The 18643-nt window shown below is 66.3% G+C and carries 14 protein-coding genes; 5 read left to right on the top strand and 9 right to left on the bottom strand.

Features of this window, described 5'->3' with window-relative positions; genetic code table 11:
* Positions 1-71: 71 nt before the first annotated feature.
* On the bottom strand, positions 72-281 hold the full coding sequence (locus ACFY0T_RS11640; protein WP_388867656.1) for a DUF397 domain-containing protein: 210 nt from the start codon (positions 279-281) through the stop codon (positions 72-74).
* Complete coding sequence (locus tag ACFY0T_RS11635; protein ID WP_388867653.1) at positions 278-1126, bottom strand: helix-turn-helix domain-containing protein; 849 nt, start codon at positions 1124-1126, stop codon at positions 278-280. The genes ACFY0T_RS11640 and ACFY0T_RS11635 overlap by 4 nt, the downstream gene beginning before the upstream one ends.
* A 140-nt stretch (positions 1127-1266) precedes the next feature.
* Between ACFY0T_RS11635 and ACFY0T_RS11630 the strand changes: the two genes are divergently transcribed.
* The 5 genes from ACFY0T_RS11630 (at position 1267) to ACFY0T_RS11610 (ending at position 5117) form a co-directional block, all read left to right on the top strand.
* Positions 1267-1731 (top strand): ATP-binding protein, encoded by a 465-nt coding sequence (locus ACFY0T_RS11630; protein WP_388867650.1) that lies wholly within the window; start codon positions 1267-1269, stop codon positions 1729-1731.
* Between the two features lie 243 nt (positions 1732-1974).
* Complete coding sequence (locus tag ACFY0T_RS11625; RefSeq protein ID WP_388867647.1) at positions 1975-2823, top strand: helix-turn-helix domain-containing protein; 849 nt, start codon at positions 1975-1977, stop codon at positions 2821-2823.
* Between the two features lies 1 nt (position 2824).
* Positions 2825-3160 carry a hypothetical protein gene (locus tag ACFY0T_RS11620; protein ID WP_388867644.1) on the top strand — a complete coding sequence of 112 codons (336 nt, stop codon included), beginning with the start codon at positions 2825-2827 and terminating at the stop codon, positions 3158-3160.
* An 84-nt stretch (positions 3161-3244) separates the two neighbouring features.
* Positions 3245-3811, top strand: a complete 567-nt coding sequence (locus ACFY0T_RS11615) for a Uma2 family endonuclease (RefSeq protein WP_388867641.1) — start codon at positions 3245-3247, stop codon at positions 3809-3811.
* 70 nt (positions 3812-3881) lie between these two features.
* Positions 3882-5117, top strand: a complete 1236-nt coding sequence (locus ACFY0T_RS11610) for a cytochrome P450 (protein WP_388867639.1) — start codon at positions 3882-3884, stop codon at positions 5115-5117.
* Positions 5118-5234: 117 nt separating this feature from the next.
* Here the strand turns inward: ACFY0T_RS11610 and tuf are convergent, their stop codons facing one another.
* The 7 genes from tuf to rpoB all read right to left on the bottom strand — a co-directional run bounded on the left by tuf (position 5235) and on the right by rpoB (position 18216).
* Positions 5235-6428 (bottom strand): elongation factor Tu, encoded by a 1194-nt coding sequence (tuf, locus tag ACFY0T_RS11605; protein WP_115906452.1) that lies wholly within the window; start codon positions 6426-6428, stop codon positions 5235-5237.
* A gap of 142 nt (positions 6429-6570) precedes the next feature.
* On the bottom strand, positions 6571-8697 hold the full coding sequence (gene fusA / locus ACFY0T_RS11600) for an elongation factor G (protein WP_388867636.1): 2127 nt from the start codon (positions 8695-8697) through the stop codon (positions 6571-6573).
* A gap of 39 nt (positions 8698-8736) precedes the next feature.
* Positions 8737-9207: a 30S ribosomal protein S7 gene (gene rpsG, locus ACFY0T_RS11595; protein ID WP_003998848.1), complete on the bottom strand. Its 471-nt coding sequence runs from the start codon at positions 9205-9207 to the stop codon at positions 8737-8739.
* A gap of 2 nt (positions 9208-9209) precedes the next feature.
* Entirely contained in the window at positions 9210-9581 is a 372-nt protein-coding gene (gene rpsL / locus ACFY0T_RS11590) for a 30S ribosomal protein S12 (RefSeq protein ID WP_003948652.1), read from the bottom strand.
* 270 nt (positions 9582-9851) lie between these two features.
* On the bottom strand, positions 9852-10370 hold the full coding sequence (locus tag ACFY0T_RS11585; protein WP_388867633.1) for a hypothetical protein: 519 nt from the start codon (positions 10368-10370) through the stop codon (positions 9852-9854).
* A gap of 357 nt (positions 10371-10727) precedes the next feature.
* Positions 10728-14627 (bottom strand): DNA-directed RNA polymerase subunit beta', encoded by a 3900-nt coding sequence (locus tag ACFY0T_RS11580; RefSeq protein WP_388867630.1) that lies wholly within the window; start codon positions 14625-14627, stop codon positions 10728-10730.
* A 100-nt stretch (positions 14628-14727) separates the two neighbouring features.
* On the bottom strand, positions 14728-18216 hold the full coding sequence (rpoB, locus tag ACFY0T_RS11575) for a DNA-directed RNA polymerase subunit beta (protein WP_388867627.1): 3489 nt from the start codon (positions 18214-18216) through the stop codon (positions 14728-14730).
* Positions 18217-18643 lie beyond the last annotated feature (427 nt).

Genomic DNA, 18643 nt, shown 5'->3' with positions numbered 1-18643 from the left:
CCCGTCACGTTCGCCTCAGTAACTCTCGTACGCATCAGCGAATTTACAGGAGGTCGGCGACGGGGCGTGGATCAGCTCTGAGCGGCGTATGACACGAAGTCCGCCCACGCGGCGGGCGCGAAGTGGAGGCGCGGGCCCTGGGGGTTCTTGGAGTCACGGAGGTGGATGGTGGCGGGGGTGGTGGCTATCTCGACGCAGTCGTTGCCGTTGCTGCTGTCGCTGTAGCTGCTCTTGAACCACTTCAGCCCGGAAGCGTCCTCGGCTGAGGTTTCGTGGATCATGTTTCTCCCAGCACTTGCTCGATGAAGGCCAGAGACTCCCCTGGCGTAAGAGCCTGGGCCCGGATGATGCCATACCGCAGTTCGAGGATCCGTGTGTGCCTCGGATCAGAGACAGGACGGCCGGCGAACTCATCGTCGGTGCGCCCCACTGCCGTACCGTCTCCGAACTTCAGCACCTGGATCCGCCCGCCCGTCCCGGGGTGGTTCGCGCGAGCCGTCGGCATGACCTGGAGTTCCACGTACGGCAACCGAGCCACCTCCAGCATGTGTTCGAGCTGTTGGCGCAGCACCATTGTGCCCCCGACCGGACGGCGCAGCGTCACCTCTTCCTGCACGAAGCTGAGTTCGGGAGCCAGTGACCGCTCGAAGATGGACTTCCGAGCCACCCGCGCGGCAACCATGCGCTCCAACTCGTCCAGCGAGTACGCCGGTCGCCACGTACCGAGCAGCGCCCGTGCGTACTCCGGCGTCTGCAACAGCCCATGGATGTTGTGGTTGCTGTACAGCAGCAGCTCGACCGCCCGCTCCTCCAACATCTTCAGCTCCCGCACCTTCTTCGGATACCGAGCCTTCTCCATGTCCTCCTTGAACGCCCTGAGATGCCCACCCGCGTTCAGGACCTCATCCGCCCGTTCCAGGAAGTCTGCCCGAGGAATCCGCGCCCCGCGCTCCACCTTCCTGACCAGGTCCTCCCCGTACCCGATGGCCCGCCCGAAGTCGACCACCCGCATACCGGCGGCCTCCCGCCAGAGCCTCACCTGACGCCCGGTCGACTCCACCACCGGAGCGATCTCGTCCTCCGGGCTGACATCCCACCCTGGCTCGTCCGCGCCCTCGCTACTCATAGCCACCCACCTCCAACGCGCACCCGTACCCGTACGACCCCCAGGACAGCCAAGACAGAACCGGACAACGGCAGGACAGTCACCGTACGCACAGGCATCATCACTGCTCAGCGTAGGCAGCTTCGGCCACGCTGAGTCACATGAACCCCGAAATCGCCGAAGCCGTCCAAGCCGCCCTCGCCGTACGTGAGTTCACCGTCCAGCTCTCTGCCACCGCGCGCGGGGCCCGGCTGGCTCGGCTGCTCGCGACCGAGCAACTCCGGGCATGGGGGCTGCCGTTCGAGGACGCCGCGCACGTCGTCGCCGAGCTGGCGGCCAACGCTGCGACGCACGGGCGCGTATCGGGACGGGACTTCCACCTCAGCCTTACGGCGACGGAGGGCGTCCTCCGCGTCGAGGTCGCGGACACACGGGGTGATCGGCTCCCGCACGCTCAACCGTCCACCAGCGACGGTGAGTCCGGGCGTGGGCTCGTCCTCGTCGAGGCGTTGGCCGACCGCTGGGGCGTGACGACCGGTCCACCGCCGCGCAAGACGGTCTGGGCCGAGCTGATTCTCGTACGCGAAGGGGCTCTCACCGGAACGCGGTCCACCACGTCCCGGTGAACCGCGAAGCGGGCGGTCGCGGCATCAAAGCCTTTGAATTCCCCAGGGAGAAAACCCCTCCCAACCCCACCAGCCTCCCGTCACTCGCAAGGGTGACGATCACCAACTCCGCTGGATTTCTTGCCCGTTGGCACGCATATGCTCGCGACCACAAGCGCCACAACCGCAGACATGCGACGGCCCCCGGCCGGGACTAGCGATCCCGATCGAGGGCCTGACCACCGAGGAAGTTAGGGCTTCCTGATGGATACGCAGAACTCTAGCGCGCCCCCGTGCGCCCAGCCCCGGATTCCGCGGGGCATCACCCACATCAACGTCCGCCACACCACCCGCTTCACGGTGATCGGCAACCACCTCGCCCAGCACCGCGAGCTGACCCTCACCGCGATCGGCCTCGCCGCCCACATCCAGTCGCTGCCCGCCGGTGCCCGCGTGGACATCAAGACGCTCGCCGCCCGTTTCCCCGAGGGCGAGACGAGAATCGCGGCGGCCCTGCGGGAGTTGGAGGCGCACGGTTATCTGTCCCGCAGGCGGGAGCGTCTCCCGAGCGGACGCGTCGTCACGCACACGGTGTCGTACAACCAGCCGACACGCGTTTCGCAACCCCGGCCCGCCCCCAGGAAAAGGCCGGTCCCCGCCCCCGTACGGCCTGCCGACGAGATTCCGCCGACGCCGCGCGTCGAGTCCCGCTCGAAGCCTCCACTCCCCGAACCCCGTACCCACGACCTGGCCCACCACCGCACAGCCACCGCACTCCTGGCGAGCCCGCACCGCGACGACCCCCGCCTCCTGCTCCCCGAACGCGACGTACACCGCCTCGCCCCGGCCGTCACCGCCTGGCTGGAACGCGGCGCCGCCCCCGAAGCCGTACGCCGCACCCTGACGGCAGGACTCCCCCGCGAGCCCCTACGGCACCCGACCGCCCTCCTCGCCCACCGTCTCACCGAACTCCTCCCACCACCGGTGCCCGTCACCCCAGTAGCCGTACGCCCGCACCCCCTCCAGAACTGCGACGGCTGCGACCGCGCCTTTCGCGCCCCCGAACCCGGTCGCTGCCGCGACTGCCGATCCGATCTCCCGGAGGCCGCCTAGCATGAGCGCTCACCACGAACTGATCCCCCGCCCCGAGCAGACGCCTGATGCCCTGCGCGCGGCCCTCGCCGTCGTCGCCCCCGGCCGCTTGGAGGAGATGCAGGCCGAGAAGGACGAAGCCTTCGCCAAGGCGGTCGAGTGGCAGTCCCTGAGTCCTGTACAGAGCTGGGTCCTGATCTGGGCCAGGGAGATCGAAATCGCCCGCCGCCCTGATCTGTCCGCCCTCTACACCAACACGAAGGCCAACCTGGAGCACGAAGACCCGGCTGTTGCACGGGAAGCCCTGCGGGAGTTGAGCGCTGTCCTGGACGAAGCCATGCGGGCGGTCCTCGCGTGAGCTGGAAGTGGGAGTACATCTTCGGCGCGGAGGAAACCGCCCGCACGGCTCCTGCTGACTTCCTCCCGATGGAGGCCGGCTGACATGACCGCCCATCTCTATAAGGCGATGCGGGAGTTCGTTCAGTCCATGGACGACGCCCTTCCCGGCAAGTTCGAGATCACTCGGGAAGGGATCGTCCACGATCTGACAGCGCCCAGTGGCCCCCACGAACTGACCAGAGCGCGCCTCCGGAGACGCCTGGAGAAGGTCATGCCGGAGGACCTCGTGGCTCACACGGGCACCCCGGACGTGGAGGATGTACCCGAGGGCATCATGCGCCACCCCGACGTGATGCTGATCGCCGAGGCCGACATGGAGGGGGACGGCTCCTTCGACCCGTGCGCGCTCATCGCCGCCATCGAAGTCGTCTCCCGCTCCAACCCGGACAACGACTGGGTGAGCAAAGTAAGGGACTACCCGCTGCTGGGCATCCCGCTGTACGTGATCTTCGACCCGCGCACGGGCTCGGGCGCGGTGCTCTCCGACATCCACCAGACGCCGAACGGCCCGCGCTACGCGACCCGCAAGGACTTCGTGTACGGCGAGGACGTCACCATTGCCGACTGGACGATCTCGACCGAAGGCCTGCCGCGCTACTCAGAGGGCTGAGGCCCGGCGACAAAATCCGTCTGGAGCACTCCCCCGCGACACCCCACCCCAGGCGCCCGATGGTGGACCCATGGCAGAAGAGACCACCACCCTCGCCGAGCACGCCGAGCAGCCCCTTCCCCCCATCCGTGAATGGCCCGCAGGTCAGCTGGACGGGACCGAGTTCGAGCCGGTGCTCGCGGAGCTGATGAAGGAAGGGCCGCTGACGCGGATCCGGCTTCCGCACGGGGAGGAGGAGTGGGCGTGGCTGGCGACGCGGTACGACGACGTGAAGATGATCACGAACGATCCGCGGTTCAGCCGGAAGGAGGCCTCCGTCCGGCAGTTCACGCGGCTGGCGCCGCACTTCGCGCCCCGGCCCGGCGCGCTGGCGTGGGCCGACCAGCCCGACCACAACCGGCTGCGCCGCGCCGCGTCGACCGCGTACACGGTGGGCGCGGTGAAGCGGCTGCGCCCCCGCGCGAAGGAGATGCTCGACGAGCTGGTCGACGCCATGGTGCAGGACGGGCCGCCCGCCGATCTGGTGGAGCGCGTCCTCGAGCCCTTTCCGATCTCCGTCGTCTGCGAGGTCATGGGCGTGCCCGCCGACGAGCGGCAGAAGGTGCACGACTGGACGCGGGAGATCATCTCCACCGCGGGCGGCGCCGAGGCCGCCGAGCGCGCCAAGAAGGGCCTGTTCGGGTGGATCGCGCAGGCCATCCGCGATCGTCGGGACAGCGACGGGGACGACGTCCTGTCGTTGCTCGGCGGCGCGGTGCGCAGCGGTGAGCTCAAGGAGGAAGAGGCGATCAGCGTCGCCGGCCCGCTCCAGATCGGCGGCGAGGCGCTCACCAACAACAGCGGCCAGATGTTCTACCTCCTGATGACCCGACCCCAGCTGATGGACCGCGTGCGCAGCGACCCCGCCGGACGCCCCGCCGTCATCGAGGAACTCCTGCGCTACATTCCGCACCGCACCGCCGTGGGTCTGCCCCGCGTCGCCCTGGAGGACGTCGTCATCCAGGGCGTCCGCATCCGCGCGGGCGACCCCGTCTACGTCTCCTACCTCGCCGCCAACCGCGACCCGGACGTCTTCCCCGACCCCGACCGGATCAACTGCGACCGGGACGCCGGCGCCCATGTGGCGTTCGGCAACGGACCGCACTACTGCACCGGCGCCGTCCTCTGCCGTATGCAGATCGAGCTGCTCATCGACACCCTGTTGGAGCGCTGCCCCGACCTCCGGCTCGCCGTGCCCGCCGATCAGGTCCCCTTCCGGCAGCGCACGATGATCCGCGGCCCGGTGGCCCTGCCGATCGCCTGGTAGCCCCAGAACAGCGAATCGCCCGGTACCCCGGGAAAGGCAAAGGGGCCCGTACGACCGAAGTCGTACGGGCCCCTTCTGTAGCCCTAAGGAGCTACCAGGCGATCAAGCCAACAAGACTTACTTGTTGATCTTGGTGACCTGGCCGGCGCCCACGGTCCGGCCACCCTCACGGATGGCGAACTTCAGGCCCTCTTCCATGGCGATGGGCTGGATGAGCTCGACCTTCATCTCAGTGTTGTCGCCCGGCATGACCATCTCCGTGCCCTCGGGGAGGGTCACAACACCGGTCACGTCAGTCGTACGGAAGTAGAACTGCGGACGGTAGTTGTTGAAGAACGGCGTGTGGCGGCCACCCTCGTCCTTGGACAGGATGTAGGCCTGGGCCTCGAACTCGGTGTGCGGCGTGACCGAACCGGGCTTGATGATGACCTGGCCGCGCTCGACGTCCTCGCGCTTGATGCCGCGGAGCAGCAGACCGACGTTCTCACCGGCCTGGCCCTCGTCGAGCAGCTTGCGGAACATCTCGATGCCGGTGACCGTGGTGGTGGTCTTCTCGGTCTTGATGCCGATGATGTCGACGGTCTCGTTGACCTTGAGGACACCACGCTCGATACGGCCGGTGACGACCGTACCGCGACCGGTGATCGTGAAGACATCCTCGATCGGCATGAGGAACGGCTTGTCGACGTCGCGCTCCGGCTCCGGGATCGCGGTGTCGACGGCGGCCATCAGGTCCAGGACCGACTGGCCCCACTCCTTGTCGCCCTCGAGCGCCTTGAGCGCCGAGACCTTGACGACCGGGACGTCGTCGCCCGGGAACTCGTACTCGGAGAGGAGCTCACGGACCTCGAGCTCGACGAGCTCCAGGATCTCCTCGTCGTCCACCATGTCGGCCTTGTTCAGGGCGACAACGATGTACGGAACGCCGACCTGGCGGGCCAGGAGCACGTGCTCCTTGGTCTGCGGCATCGGGCCGTCGGTGGCGGCGACCACGAGGATGGCGCCGTCCATCTGCGCCGCACCCGTGATCATGTTCTTGATGTAGTCCGCGTGACCGGGGCAGTCGACGTGGGCGTAGTGACGGGTCTCCGTCTGGTACTCGACGTGCGCGATGGAGATGGTGATACCGCGCTGGCGCTCCTCAGGAGCCTTGTCGATCTGGTCGAAGGCCGAGGCCTCGTTCAGGTCCGGAAACGCGTCGTGCAGCACCTTGGTAATGGCGGCCGTGAGGGTCGTCTTACCGTGGTCGATGTGACCGATGGTGCCGATGTTGACGTGCGGCTTAGTCCGCTCGAACTTCGCCTTCGCCACTGGGTCCTCCTGTGGAGTGGTTCTGGTACGCCTTACTCATCGGCGCCAGGTGATCTTTGCTGGGATGCCGCCCGCCGGGGTTTTTCCGTGTGGTCCGACCCCGGCGGTCGGTGTCAAGCCTAAAGCGTGTAAACGGGGTGTGTTACTCGCCCTTGGCCTTCGCGATGATCTCCTCGGCGACGTTCCGCGGAACCTCGGCGTAGGAGTCGAACTGCATCGAGTAGCTTGCGCGACCCGAGGTCTTGCTGCGGAGGTCGCCGACGTAGCCGAACATCTCCGAGAGGGGCACGAGGCCCTTCACGACGCGGGCACCGGCCCGCTCCTCCATGGCCTGGATCTGACCACGGCGGGAGTTGATGTCGCCGATGACCTCACCCATGTAGTCCTCGGGCGTGGTGACCTCGACGGCCATCATCGGCTCGAGCAGCACGGGGCTGGCCTTGCGCGCGGCCTCCTTGAAGGCCTGCGAACCGGCGATCTTGAACGCGAGCTCGGAGGAGTCGACCTCGTGGTAGGCACCGTCGAGAAGCGTGACGCGGACGCCCGTCATCTCGTACCCGGCGAGGATGCCGAACTGCATGGCCTCCTGCGCACCGGCGTCGACCGAAGGGATGTACTCCTTCGGGATGCGACCACCGGTCACCTTGTTCACGAACTCGTACGAGGCGTCGCCGCCCTCGATGGGCTCGATCGCGATCTGCACCTTGGCGAACTGACCGGTACCACCGGTCTGCTTCTTGTGGGTGTAGTCCACGCGCTCGACGGCCTTGCGGATCGTCTCGCGGTACGCGACCTGCGGCTTGCCGACGTTGGCCTCGACCTTGAACTCACGGCGCATACGGTCGACCAGCACCTCGAGGTGCAGCTCGCCCATACCACCGATGATGGTCTGGCCGGTCTCCTCGTCCGAGTGAACCTGGAAGGAGGGGTCCTCCTCCGCGAGACGCTGGATGGCGACACCCAGCTTCTCCTGGTCACCCTTGGACTTGGGCTCGATGGCGACCTGAATGACCGGCGCCGGGAAGTCCATGGACTCCAGGATCACCGGGTTCTTGTCGTCGGACAGCGTCTCACCGGTGGTGGTCTGCTTCAGGCCCATGACGGCGACGATGTCGCCGGCGCCCACCGACTCGATCTCCTCACGCTTGTTGGCGTGCATGCGGTAGATCTTGCCGATGCGCTCCTTCTTGCCCTTGACGGAGTTCAGCACGGCGGTGCCGGACTCCAGGCGGCCCGAGTAGACCCGGACGAAGGTGAGCTTGCCCAGGTGCGGGTCGCTCATGATCTTGAACGCGAGGGCGGAGAGCGGCTCGTCGTCGGACGGCTTGCGCTTGACGACCAGCTCCGCGTCCTTGACGTCGTGGCCCTCGATGGCCTCGACGTCAAGCGGAGTCGGGAGGTAGCGCACGACCGCGTCGAGCAGGGGCTGAACACCCTTGTTCTTGAACGCGGTGCCGCAGAACACCGGGGTGACCGTGGTGTCGCTGGACTTGCCGGACGCGATGGTGATGCGACGGATCGCGGCGTACAGCTGCTCCTCGGTGGGCTCCTGGCCCTCCAGGTACAGCTCCATGATCTCTTCGTCGTTCTCCGCGACGGCCTCGACCAGCTTGCCGCGCCACTCTTCAGCGGCCTCGGTGTGCGTGGCGGGGATGTCGACGACGTCGTACATCTCGCCCTTCGCCGCCTCGGCGGACCACACGAGCGCCTTCATGCGGACCAGGTCCACAACGCCCTTGAAGTCGGCCTCGGCACCGATCGGAAGCTGCATGACCAGCGGCTGCGCACCAAGGCGGTCCGAGATCATGTCGACGCAGCGGTGGAACTCCGCGCCGGTCCGGTCGAGCTTGTTGACGAAGCAGATGCGCGGCACGCCGTAACGGTCGGCCTGACGCCACACCGTCTCGGACTGCGGCTCGACACCGGCGACACCGTCGAACACCGTCACGGCACCGTCGAGCACACGCAGGGAGCGCTCCACCTCAACGGTGAAGTCGACGTGCCCCGGGGTGTCGATGATGTTGATCGTGTAGTCGTTGTCCTCAAGCGGCCAGTGACAGGTGGTCGCAGCAGACGTGATCGTGATGCCACGCTCCTGCTCCTGCTCCATCCAGTCCATGGTGGCAGCGCCGTCGTGGACCTCACCGATCTTGTACGAGACACCGGTGTAGAACAGGATCCGCTCGGTCGTCGTCGTCTTGCCCGCGTCGATGTGGGCCATGATCCCAATGTTGCGGACCCTGGCCAGGTCAAGTGAAGTGGTAGCCATAAGGCTTCAGTCTTCTCTCGGTCTCGATGGGGGTAGCGACTACCAGCGGTAGTGCGCGAAGGCCTTGTTGGACTCGGCCATCTTGTGGGTGTCCTCGCGCTTCTTCACGGCCGCGCCGAGGCCGTTCGAAGCGTCGAGAAGCTCGTTGAGCAGACGCTCGGTCATGGTCTTCTCGCGACGGGCGCGGGAGTAACCGACCAGCCAGCGCAGCGCCAGGGTGTTGGCGCGGCCGGGCTTGACCTCGACCGGCACCTGGTAGGTGGCGCCACCGACACGGCGGGACTTGACCTCGAGGGTCGGCTTGATGTTCTCGAGAGCGCGCTTCAGCGTGATGACCGGGTCGTTGCCGGTCTTCTCGCGCAGGCCCTCCATGGCGCCGTAGACGATGCGCTCGGCGGTGGAGCGCTTGCCGTTCAGCAGCACCTTGTTGATGAGCGACGTGACAAGAGGAGAACCGTAGACCGGGTCGATGATGACCGGGCGCTTCGGGGCGGGGCCCTTACGAGGCATTCTTACTTCTCCTTCTTGGCGCCGTAGCGGCTGCGGGCCTGCTTGCGGTTCTTGACACCCTGGGTGTCGAGCGAACCACGGATGATCTTGTAGCGAACACCCGGCAGGTCCTTCACACGGCCGCCGCGCACGAGCACGATGGAGTGCTCCTGCAGGTTGTGTCCCTCACCCGGAATGTAAGCGGTGACCTCGATCCCGCTGGTCAGACGCACACGCGCGACCTTACGCAGGGCCGAGTTCGGCTTCTTCGGGGTGGTCGTGAACACACGCGTGCAGACGCCACGACGCTGAGGGGAACCCTCAAGTGCGGGCGTCTTGTTCTTCTCGACCTTGTCCTGCCGGCCCTTACGGACCAGCTGCTGGATCGTAGGCACTACTTCTCCGGTTTCTGTGTGCCGAATGGTGAAGCTAACCTGGAACGTCGCCGACCCACGCGGTCGGGTGTGTCGAAGCTGCAGACTCCCGCCGCGAGGCGAAAAGGGCGCAGATTACGGCGGCCGGTTACGGCCCCCCTTGCGGTTTAAAGGCACGCACGGGAGCCAGGGCACACCCCAGGCACAAGGTCTGAGCGTACCTACCTCACGGACTTCGGTCAAAACAAATGCCGTGGGGCCCGACACGCCGGGCTTTCACGAGATGTCCGCTCAGGCCCCCGAGCGCCGCAGATGGCGCCGGATCAGCCTGATGTCCTCTTGATCCTTTTCACGATCGAGCTCTTCCTTCCAGGCCAGCACCTCAGGCAGCGGACAGCCCGCTATCACGTATTCGGTAGGCGGCAGGTTGAGGGACAACAGCTTCCGAATCAGTGGGTGCCCGCTCAGCTCCAAGAGATCTCCCAGAGGACAGGCAGCCCAATCGCCGGACGAGCAGCCATGCCCATCGTCAACGCCGCGATGACACTGGCCGGCGCACCGATGAGAAAGTACTCCGACGGGCACCGTGGCGGCTTTGGCCAGGGCTCGCCCGCCGAACACGGAGATGAGCAGGGCCGAAGAGATGACGGCCGTACGGTCGCTCAGCAGCAGATCGACGCCGAGCGAAGCCGTGGTCGCCCCCGCCGCCCACACGGACACGAGCGCGGCGGTACCAAAGGCTGTCAGGCCGAGGCGCCTGGGCGCCGCCAGAGTCCCTGAGGACAGAGGCAGCGTGACGGAGAAGCCCAAGCCCGCGATACCCGTCGAGTGGTGCCAAAGAACTGCTCCACCGGCCACCAGGAGCGTGGCACCAAGTGCGATCCACGGCCTCTCCTGAGCCCTGTACGGAGCGATCGTGTAGGCGCCTTAAGCAAGCGTGAAGAGAACCATGAATCCTGGGCGGGAGCGCTGCCAGCCAACGCCCCATGGAACCACCACCGCAGCCACAAGACCGAAGGACAACCGGGCCGCCTCCACTCCGCGCCCCAACACCCTTTGCATGCCTGGCAGTTCACAGACGACCTGGCCGGATCGTAACGTGCGGGGGGCACGCCGAAGGGCGGCCACCCCCAAACGGGTGGCCGCCCTTCAACTCAAGCGACTCGCTTACTGGTTGTACGGACCGTAGTCGTAGTCCTCCAGCGGAACGGCCTGGCCGGAGCCCGTGCCGAACGGCGAGTAGTCGATGTCGTCGTAGCCGACGGCCGAGTACATCGCGGCCTTGGCCTCCTCGGTCGGCTCGACCCGGATGTTGCGGTAGCGGGACAGACCCGTACCGGCCGGGATGAGCTTACCGATGATGACGTTCTCCTTGAGGCCGATCAGGGAGTCGGACTTGGCGTTGATCGCCGCGTCCGTCAGAACCCTGGTCGTCTCCTGGAAGGACGCCGCCGACAGCCACGACTCGGTCGCCAGCGAGGCCTTGGTGATACCCATCAGCTGCGGACGGCCGGAGGCCGGGTGGCCGCCTTCCTGGACCACACGACGGTTCTCGGTCTCGAACTTCGAGCGCTCGACCAGCTCGCCGGGCAGCAGCTCCGCGTCGCCCGACTCGATGATCGTCACCCGGCGCAGCATCTGCCGGATGATGATCTCGATGTGCTTGTCGTGGATCGACACACCCTGCGAGTTGTAGACCTTCTGGACCTCGCCGACCAGGTGGACCTGGACGGCACGCTGACCCAGGATGCGCAGCACGTCGTGCGGGTTGGTGGCACCCACGGTGAGCTTCTGGCCCACCTCGACGTGGTCGCCCTCGGACACCAGGAGACGGGCGCGCTTCGAGATCGGGAACGCCGTCTCGTCGCTGCCGTCGTCCGGGGTGACGACGAGCTTCTTGGTCTTCTCGGTCTCCTCGATCCGCACGCGGCCGGAGGCCTCGGAGATCGGGGCGACACCCTTGGGCGTACGGGCTTCGAAGAGCTCGACGACACGGGGCAGACCCTGGGTGATGTCGTCACCGGCCACACCACCGGTGTGGAAGGTACGCATCGTCAGCTGCGTACCGGGCTCACCGATGGACTGGGCGGCGATGATGCCGACCGCCTCACCGATGTCGACCAGCTTGCCGGTGGCCAGCGAACGGCCGTAGCACATGGCGCAGGTGCCGACGGCGGACTCGCAGGTCAGGACCGAACGGGTCTTGACCTCCTCGATGCCGTGCTTGACCAGCTCGTCGATGAGGACGTCGCCGAGGTCGGTGTTGGCCGGGGCCAGCACCCTGCCGTCGACGGTGATGTCCTCGGCCAGCGCACGTGCGTACACGCTGGTCTCGACGTTGTCCGCCTTGCGCAGGACGCCATCGGCGCCGCGCTCGGCGATGTGCAGACGCAGGCCGCGGTCGGTACCGCAGTCCTCCTCGCGAATGATGACGTCCTGGGAGACGTCGACCAGACGACGGGTGAGGTAACCCGAGTCGGCGGTACGGAGGGCCGTGTCCGCCAGACCCTTACGAGCACCGTGAGTCGAGATGAAGTACTCCAGCACCGACAGGCCCTCACGGAAGGAGGCCTTGATCGGACGCGGGATCGTCTCGTTCTTGGCGTTCGACACCAGACCACGCATACCGGCGATCTGACGCATCTGCATCATGTTGCCTCGTGCACCCGAGTTCACCATCATGAAGATCGGGTTGGTCTTCGGGAAGTTCTCGTTCATCGCCTCGGCAACCTCGTTGGTCGCCTTGGTCCAGATCGCGATGAGCTCCTGCGTGCGCTCGTCCTTGGTGATCAGACCGCGCTCGTACTGCTTCTGGACCTTCTCGTCCTGCGCCTCGTAGCCCTTGACGATCTCCTTCTTCGCCTCGGGAACGACGACGTCGGAGATGGCCACGGTGACACCGGAACGGGTCGCCCAGTAGAAGCCGGACGCCTTCAGGTTGTCGAGCGTCGCCGCCACGATGACCTTGGGGTAGCGCTCGGCGAGGTCGTTGACGATCTCGGAGAGCTGCTTCTTGCCGACCTCGTAGTCGACGAACGGGTAGTCCTCGGGCAGCAGCTCGTTGAAGAGCGCGCGGCCCAGGGTCGTCCGCAGGCGGAAGGTGTCACCCTGCTGCCACTCCGGCTCGCCCTCCTCCTGTGCCGGCGGGGTCCAGCCGCGCGGCGGGATGGTGCCCACCGGGAAGCGGATGTCCACGCGCGACTGCAGCGAGAGCTCGCCGGCGTCGAACGCCATGATCGCCTCGGCCACGGACGCGAAGGAGCGGTCCTCGCCCTTCACGTTCCGCATCTCGCCGTCCGTGGTCAGGAAGAACAGACCGAGGACCATGTCCTGGGTCGGCATCGTGACCGGGCGGCCGTCGGCCGGCTTGAGGATGTTGTTCGAGGACAGCATCAGGATGCGGGCCTCGGCCTGCGCCTCCGCGGAGAGCGGCAGGTGGACGGCCATCTGGTCACCGTCGAAGTCCGCGTTGAACGCGGTGCAGACGAGCGGGTGGATCTGGATGGCCTTGCCCTCGACCAGCTGCGGCTCGAAGGCCTGGATGCCGAGGCGGTGCAGCGTGGGCGCACGGTTCAGCAGAACCGGGTGCTCCGCGATGACCTCTTCCAGGACGTCGTACACGACCGTGCGGCCGCGCTCGACCATCCGCTTGGCGCTCTTGATGTTCTGCGCGTGGTTCAGGTCGACCAGGCGCTTCATCACGAACGGCTTGAAGAGCTCCAGCGCCATGGCCTTGGGCAGACCGCACTGGTGCAGCTTCAGCTGCGGACCGACGACGATCACGGAACGCGCGGAGTAGTCCACACGCTTACCGAGCAGGTTCTGACGGAATCGACCCTGCTTACCCTTCAGCATGTCGCTGAGGGACTTCAGCGGACGGTTGCCGGGGCCCGTGACCGGGCGACCACGACGGCCGTTGTCGAAGAGCGCGTCGACGGCCTCCTGAAGCATGCGCTTCTCGTTGTTCACGATGATCTCGGGCGCGCCGAGGTCAAGGAGTCGCTTCAGACGGTTGTTGCGGTTGATCACACGGCGGTACAGGTCGTTCAGGTCGGAGGTCGCGAAGCGGCCACCGTCCAGCTGCACCATCGGGCGAAGGTCCGGCGGGATGACCGGGACGCAGTCGAGGACCATGCCCTTGGGGCTGTTGGAGGTCTGCAGGAAGGCAGACACGACCTTCAGCCGCTTCAGCGCACGGGTCTTCTTCTGGCCCTTGCCGGTACGGATGATCTCGCGGAGGCGCTCGGCCTCCTCGTCCAGGTCGAAGGACTCCAGGCGCTTCTGCAGCGCCGCGGCACCCATCGAACCGTCGAAGTACGTGCCGAAGCGGTCACGCAGCTCGCGGTAGAGGAGCTCGTCGCCCTCCAGGTCCTGGACCTTGAGGTTCTTGAACCGGGTCCACACCTCGTCGAGACGGTCGATCTCGCGCTGCGCACGGTCACGCAGCTGCTTCATCTCACGCTCGGCACCTTCGCGCACCTTGCGGCGTACGTCGGCCTTGGCGCCCTCGGCCTCGAGCTCGGCCAGGTCGGTCTCGAGCTTCTTGGCGCGGGCTTCCAGGTCGGCGTCGCGACGGTTCTCGATCTGCTGACGCTCGACGGAGACGTGGGCCTCCAGCGAGGGCAGGTCGCGGGTGCGGCGCTCCTCGTCGACGTACGTGATCATGTACGCCGCGAAGTAGATGACCTTCTCCAGGTCCTTCGGGGCGAGGTCGAGCAGGTAGCCCAGCCGCGACGGAACGCCCTTGAAGTACCAGATGTGGGTGACGGGAGCGGCCAGCTCGATGTGGCCCATCCGCTCACGACGCACCTTGGCGCGAGTGACCTCGACGCCGCAGCGCTCACAGATGATGCCCTTGAAGCGGACACGCTTGTACTTACCGCAGTAGCACTCCCAGTCCCGGGTCGGACCGAAGATCTTCTCGCAGAAGAGTCCGTCCTTTTCGGGCTTGAGGGTGCGGTAGTTGATGGTCTCGGGCTTCTTGACCTCGCCGTGGCTCCACTGACGGATGTCGTCAGCGGTGGCCAGACCGATCCGGAGCTCATCGAAGAAGTTGACGTCGAGCACTATGCGTCAATCCCTCTCAGGGTTGTAAGTCTTAGGGGTCTGATACGGGGGTCCTGGGGCCGGCCGGAGGCTCATCGCTGAGCCCCCGGCCAAACTCCCGTCAGACCTCTTCGACGCTGCTCGGCTCGCGCCGGGACAGGTCGATGCCGAGCTCCTCCGCCGCGCGGAAGACGTCCTCGTCGGTGTCACGCATTTCGATGGACATACCGTCGCTGGACAGCACCTCCACGTTGAGGCAGAGAGACTGCATCTCCTTGATGAGCACCTTGAAGGACTCGGGGATGCCGGGCTCGGGGATGTTCTCGCCCTTGACGATGGCCTCGTAGACCTTCACGCGGCCGGTGACGTCGTCGGACTTGATGGTCAGCAGCTCCTGGAGGGCGTACGCGGCGCCATAAGCCTCCAGCGCCCACACCTCCATCTCACCGAAGCGCTGGCCACCGAACTGGGCCTTACCACCCAGCGGCTGCTGGGTGATCATCGAGTACGGACCGGTCGAGCGGGCGTGCAGCTTGTCGTCGACCAGGTGGTGGAGCTTCAGGATGTACATGTAGCCGACCGAGATCGGCTCCGGGAACGGCTCGCCGGAGCGGCCGTCGAACAGCGGCGCCTTACCGGTCGGGAGCACCATGCGCTCGCCGTCGCGGTTCGGGATCGTGTGCTGCAGCAGACCCGCGAGCTCGTCCTCACGCGCACCGTCGAAGACGGGGGTGGCGACGTTGGTGCCCGGGGCGACCTGGTCGGCCTCGATGGCCTGCAGGCGCTGCGCCCAGTCGTCCGCGAGGCCGGAGACGTCCCAGCCGCGGCTGGCGAGCCAGCCGAGGTGGATCTCCAGGACCTGTCCCGGGTTCATTCGGGACGGGACACCGAGCGGGTTGAGGATGATGTCGACCGGAGTTCCGTCCTCGAGGAACGGCATGTCCTCGATGGGCAGGATCTTCGAGATGACACCCTTGTTGCCGTGACGGCCGGCGAGCTTGTCACCGTCGGTGATCTTGCGCTTCTGCGCCACGTACACGCGCACCAGCTGGTTCACACCGGGGGGAAGCTCGTCGCCCTCCTCGCGGTCGAAGACGCGGACGCCGATGACCTTGCCGGTCTCGCCGTGCGGCACCTTCAGCGAGGTGTCACGGACCTCACGGGCCTTCTCACCGAAGATCGCGCGCAGCAGGCGCTCCTCCGGGGTCAGCTCGGTCTCACCCTTGGGGGTCACCTTGCCGACGAGGATGTCGCCGGCGATGACCTCGGCACCGATGCGGATGATGCCGCGCTCGTCGAGGTCGGCGAGGACCTCCTCGGAGACGTTCGGGATGTCCCGGGTGATCTCCTCGGGGCCGAGCTTGGTGTCACGGGCGTCGACCTCGTGCTCCTCGATGTGGATCGAGGAGAGGACGTCGTCCTGCACGAGGCGCTGCGACAGGATGATCGCGTCCTCGTAGTTGTGACCCTCCCACGGCATGAACGCCACGAGCAGGTTCTTGCCGAGCGCCATCTCGCCGTTCTCGGTCGCCGGACCGTCGGCCAGGACCTGGCCGGCGACGACCCGGGCGCCCTCGTCCACGACAACCTTCTGGTTCACAGAGGTGCCCTGGTTCGAGCGGGAGAACTTCGCGAGGCGGTACGTGGTGTACGTACCGTCGTCGTTGGCGGTGGTGATGTAGTCCGCGGAGACCTCCTGGACCACACCGTCCTTCTCCGACTTGAGCACGTCGCCGGCGTCGACGGCGCAGCGGTACTCCATGCCGGTGCCGACGAGCGGTGCCTCGGACTTAATCAGCGGCACGGCCTGACGCATCATGTTCGCGCCCATGAGGGCACGGTTGGCGTCGTCGTGCTCGAGGAACGGGATCATGGCGGTCGCGACCGACACCATCTGGCGCGGCGAGACGTCCATGTAGTCGACGTCGTCACCGGGGACGTAGTCGACCTCGCCGCCACGACGGCGGACCAGGACGCGGGACTCCTCGAAGCGGAGCTCGTCCGTCAGCGGCGCGTTGGCCTGCGCGATGACGAATCGGTCCTCTTCGTCGGCCGTGAGGTAGTCGACCTCGTCGGTGACGACACCGCCGGTGACCTTGCGGTACGGGGTCTCGACGAAACCGAAGGCGTTGACCCGGCCGTAGGAGGCGAGCGAGCCGATCAGACCGATGTTCGGGCCTTCAGGGGTCTCGATCGGGCACATGCGGCCGTAGTGCGACGGGTGCACGTCACGGACCTCGAAGCCGGCCCGCTCACGGGAGAGACCACCCGGGCCAAGAGCCGACAGACGGCGCTTGTGGGTGAGACCCGACAGCGGGTTGTTCTGGTCCATGAACTGCGACAGCTGGCTGGTGCCGAAGAACTCCTTGATGGAGGCGACGACCGGCCGGATGTTGATCAGGGTCTGCGGCGTGATCGCCTCGACGTCCTGAGTCGTCATCCGCTCGCGGACGACACGCTCCATACGCGCCAGACCCGTACGGACCTGGTTCTGGATGAGCTCGCCGACGTTGCGCAGACGACGGTTGCCGAAGTGGTCGATGTCGTCGGTCTCGACGACGATCGAGGCGCCGTTCTCGCCCATGACCGTCTCGGTCTCACCGGCGTGCAGCTTCACCAGGTACTTGATCGTCGAGATGATGTCCTCGACGGTCAGGATGCCGGCGTCGAGCGGGGCGTCGCCGCCCAGCTTCTTGTTGACCTTGTAGCGGCCGACCTTCGCGAGGTCGTAGCGCTTCGGGTTGAAGTACAGGTTCTCGAGCAGCGTCTGCGCGGCCTCGCGGGTCGGGGGCTCGCCCGGACGCAGCTTGCGGTAGATGTCGAGCAGCGCGTCGTCCTGGCCCTGGGTGTGGTCCTTCTCCAGGGTGGCGCGCATGGACTCGTACTCGCCGAACTCCTCGAGGATCTGCTCGGTCGTCCAACCGAGAGCCTTGAGCAGAACGGTCACGGACTGCTTGCGCTTGCGGTCGATGCGGACACCGACCATGTCGCGCTTGTCGATCTCCATCTCCAGCCAGGCACCCCGGGACGGGATGACCTTCGCCGAGAAGATGTCCTTGTCGGACGTCTTGTCGATGGAGGAGTCGAAGTAGACACCCGGCGAGCGGACGAGCTGCGACACCACGACACGCTCGGTGCCGTTGATGACGAAGGTGCCCTTGTTGGTCATGAGCGGGAAGTCGCCCATGAAGACCGTCTGGGACTTGATCTCGCCGGTCTCGTTGTTGGTGAACTCAGCCGTGACGAAGAGGGGCGCGGCGTACGTGAAGTCGCGCTCCTTGCACTCGTCGATGGAGTTCTTCGGGGGCTCGAAGCGGTGGTCGCGGAACGTCAGCGACATCGACCCGGAGAAGTCCTCGATCGGAGAGATCTCCTCGAAGATCTCTTCCAGACCGGACTTCGTGGGGACGTCCTGTCCGCTGTCCAGAGCCGCCTCGACACGAGCCTTCCACGCGTCATTGCCGAGCAGCCAGTCGAAGCTCTCGGTTTGCAGCGCAAGAAGGTTCGGAACCTCGAGGGGCTCCTTGATCTTTGCAAAGGAGATGCGCAGCGGGGCGGTGCTGGCGCCGTTGTTCGTATTCGCGGTCGAGGCAGTGCGCGAGGCGGCCAAGAGGGGGTCCTTCCGAGGGCTCGGACTCACTACGCGCGTACCGGTCCCATGTTGGACACAGAGAAGGCCGTTCCCGAAGTGGCCTAAGAAGGCCAGGTCAGGGACGATTCAATCGTCGGTGCTCAAGCACGGGCATGCCCCTGGTGACGGGCAGGAGGCAGCTAACAGGCAGCGCAAAGGGTCAGTGTAGCCACTCGGCCCACTGATGTCCAGTCCCGGTTTTTTGAGACCCTCGTTGTTCTCAACACCTGCGGCAAGCCACGCCCTCAATGCACATCGATACTGCCCTCTTCGCCGTCGATCCATGCCTCGGATCCGGATCGTTGTGACGACGCGTCCTGAGAATTGCGCGCTGCGTGCGGTTCGTCAAGGCCCCCCATGCCCAAAGCAAGTGCCGCGATCGTCACGTGCAACCTGTCTTGCAGCC

Origin of the sequence: Streptomyces sp. NPDC001530, assembly GCF_042894545.1 — a bacterium.
Classification (GTDB): Bacteria; Actinomycetota; Actinomycetes; order Streptomycetales; family Streptomycetaceae; genus Streptomyces.
The sequence above is the reverse complement of the archived record's forward strand: the minus strand, read 5'-3'. Positions and strand labels throughout refer to the sequence as shown.

What these genes read in the sequence shown, in the direction of transcription:
- ACFY0T_RS11640 (WP_388867656.1), bottom strand. Translation starts at nt 281, where the DNA reads ATGATCCACGAAACCTCAGCCGAGGACGCTTCCGGGCTGAAGTGGTTC.
- ACFY0T_RS11635 (WP_388867653.1), bottom strand. Translation starts at nt 1,126, where the DNA reads ATGAGTAGCGAGGGCGCGGACGAGCCAGGGTGGGATGTCAGCCCGGAG.
- ACFY0T_RS11630 (WP_388867650.1), top strand. Translation starts at nt 1,267, where the DNA reads ATGAACCCCGAAATCGCCGAAGCCGTCCAAGCCGCCCTCGCCGTACGT.
- ACFY0T_RS11625 (WP_388867647.1), top strand. Translation starts at nt 1,975, where the DNA reads ATGGATACGCAGAACTCTAGCGCGCCCCCGTGCGCCCAGCCCCGGATT.
- ACFY0T_RS11620 (WP_388867644.1), top strand. Translation starts at nt 2,825, where the DNA reads ATGAGCGCTCACCACGAACTGATCCCCCGCCCCGAGCAGACGCCTGAT.
- ACFY0T_RS11615 (WP_388867641.1), top strand. Translation starts at nt 3,245, where the DNA reads ATGACCGCCCATCTCTATAAGGCGATGCGGGAGTTCGTTCAGTCCATG.
- ACFY0T_RS11610 (WP_388867639.1), top strand. Translation starts at nt 3,882, where the DNA reads ATGGCAGAAGAGACCACCACCCTCGCCGAGCACGCCGAGCAGCCCCTT.
- fusA (WP_388867636.1), bottom strand. Translation starts at nt 8,697, where the DNA reads ATGGCTACCACTTCACTTGACCTGGCCAGGGTCCGCAACATTGGGATC.
- rpsG (WP_003998848.1), bottom strand. Translation starts at nt 9,207, where the DNA reads ATGCCTCGTAAGGGCCCCGCCCCGAAGCGCCCGGTCATCATCGACCCG.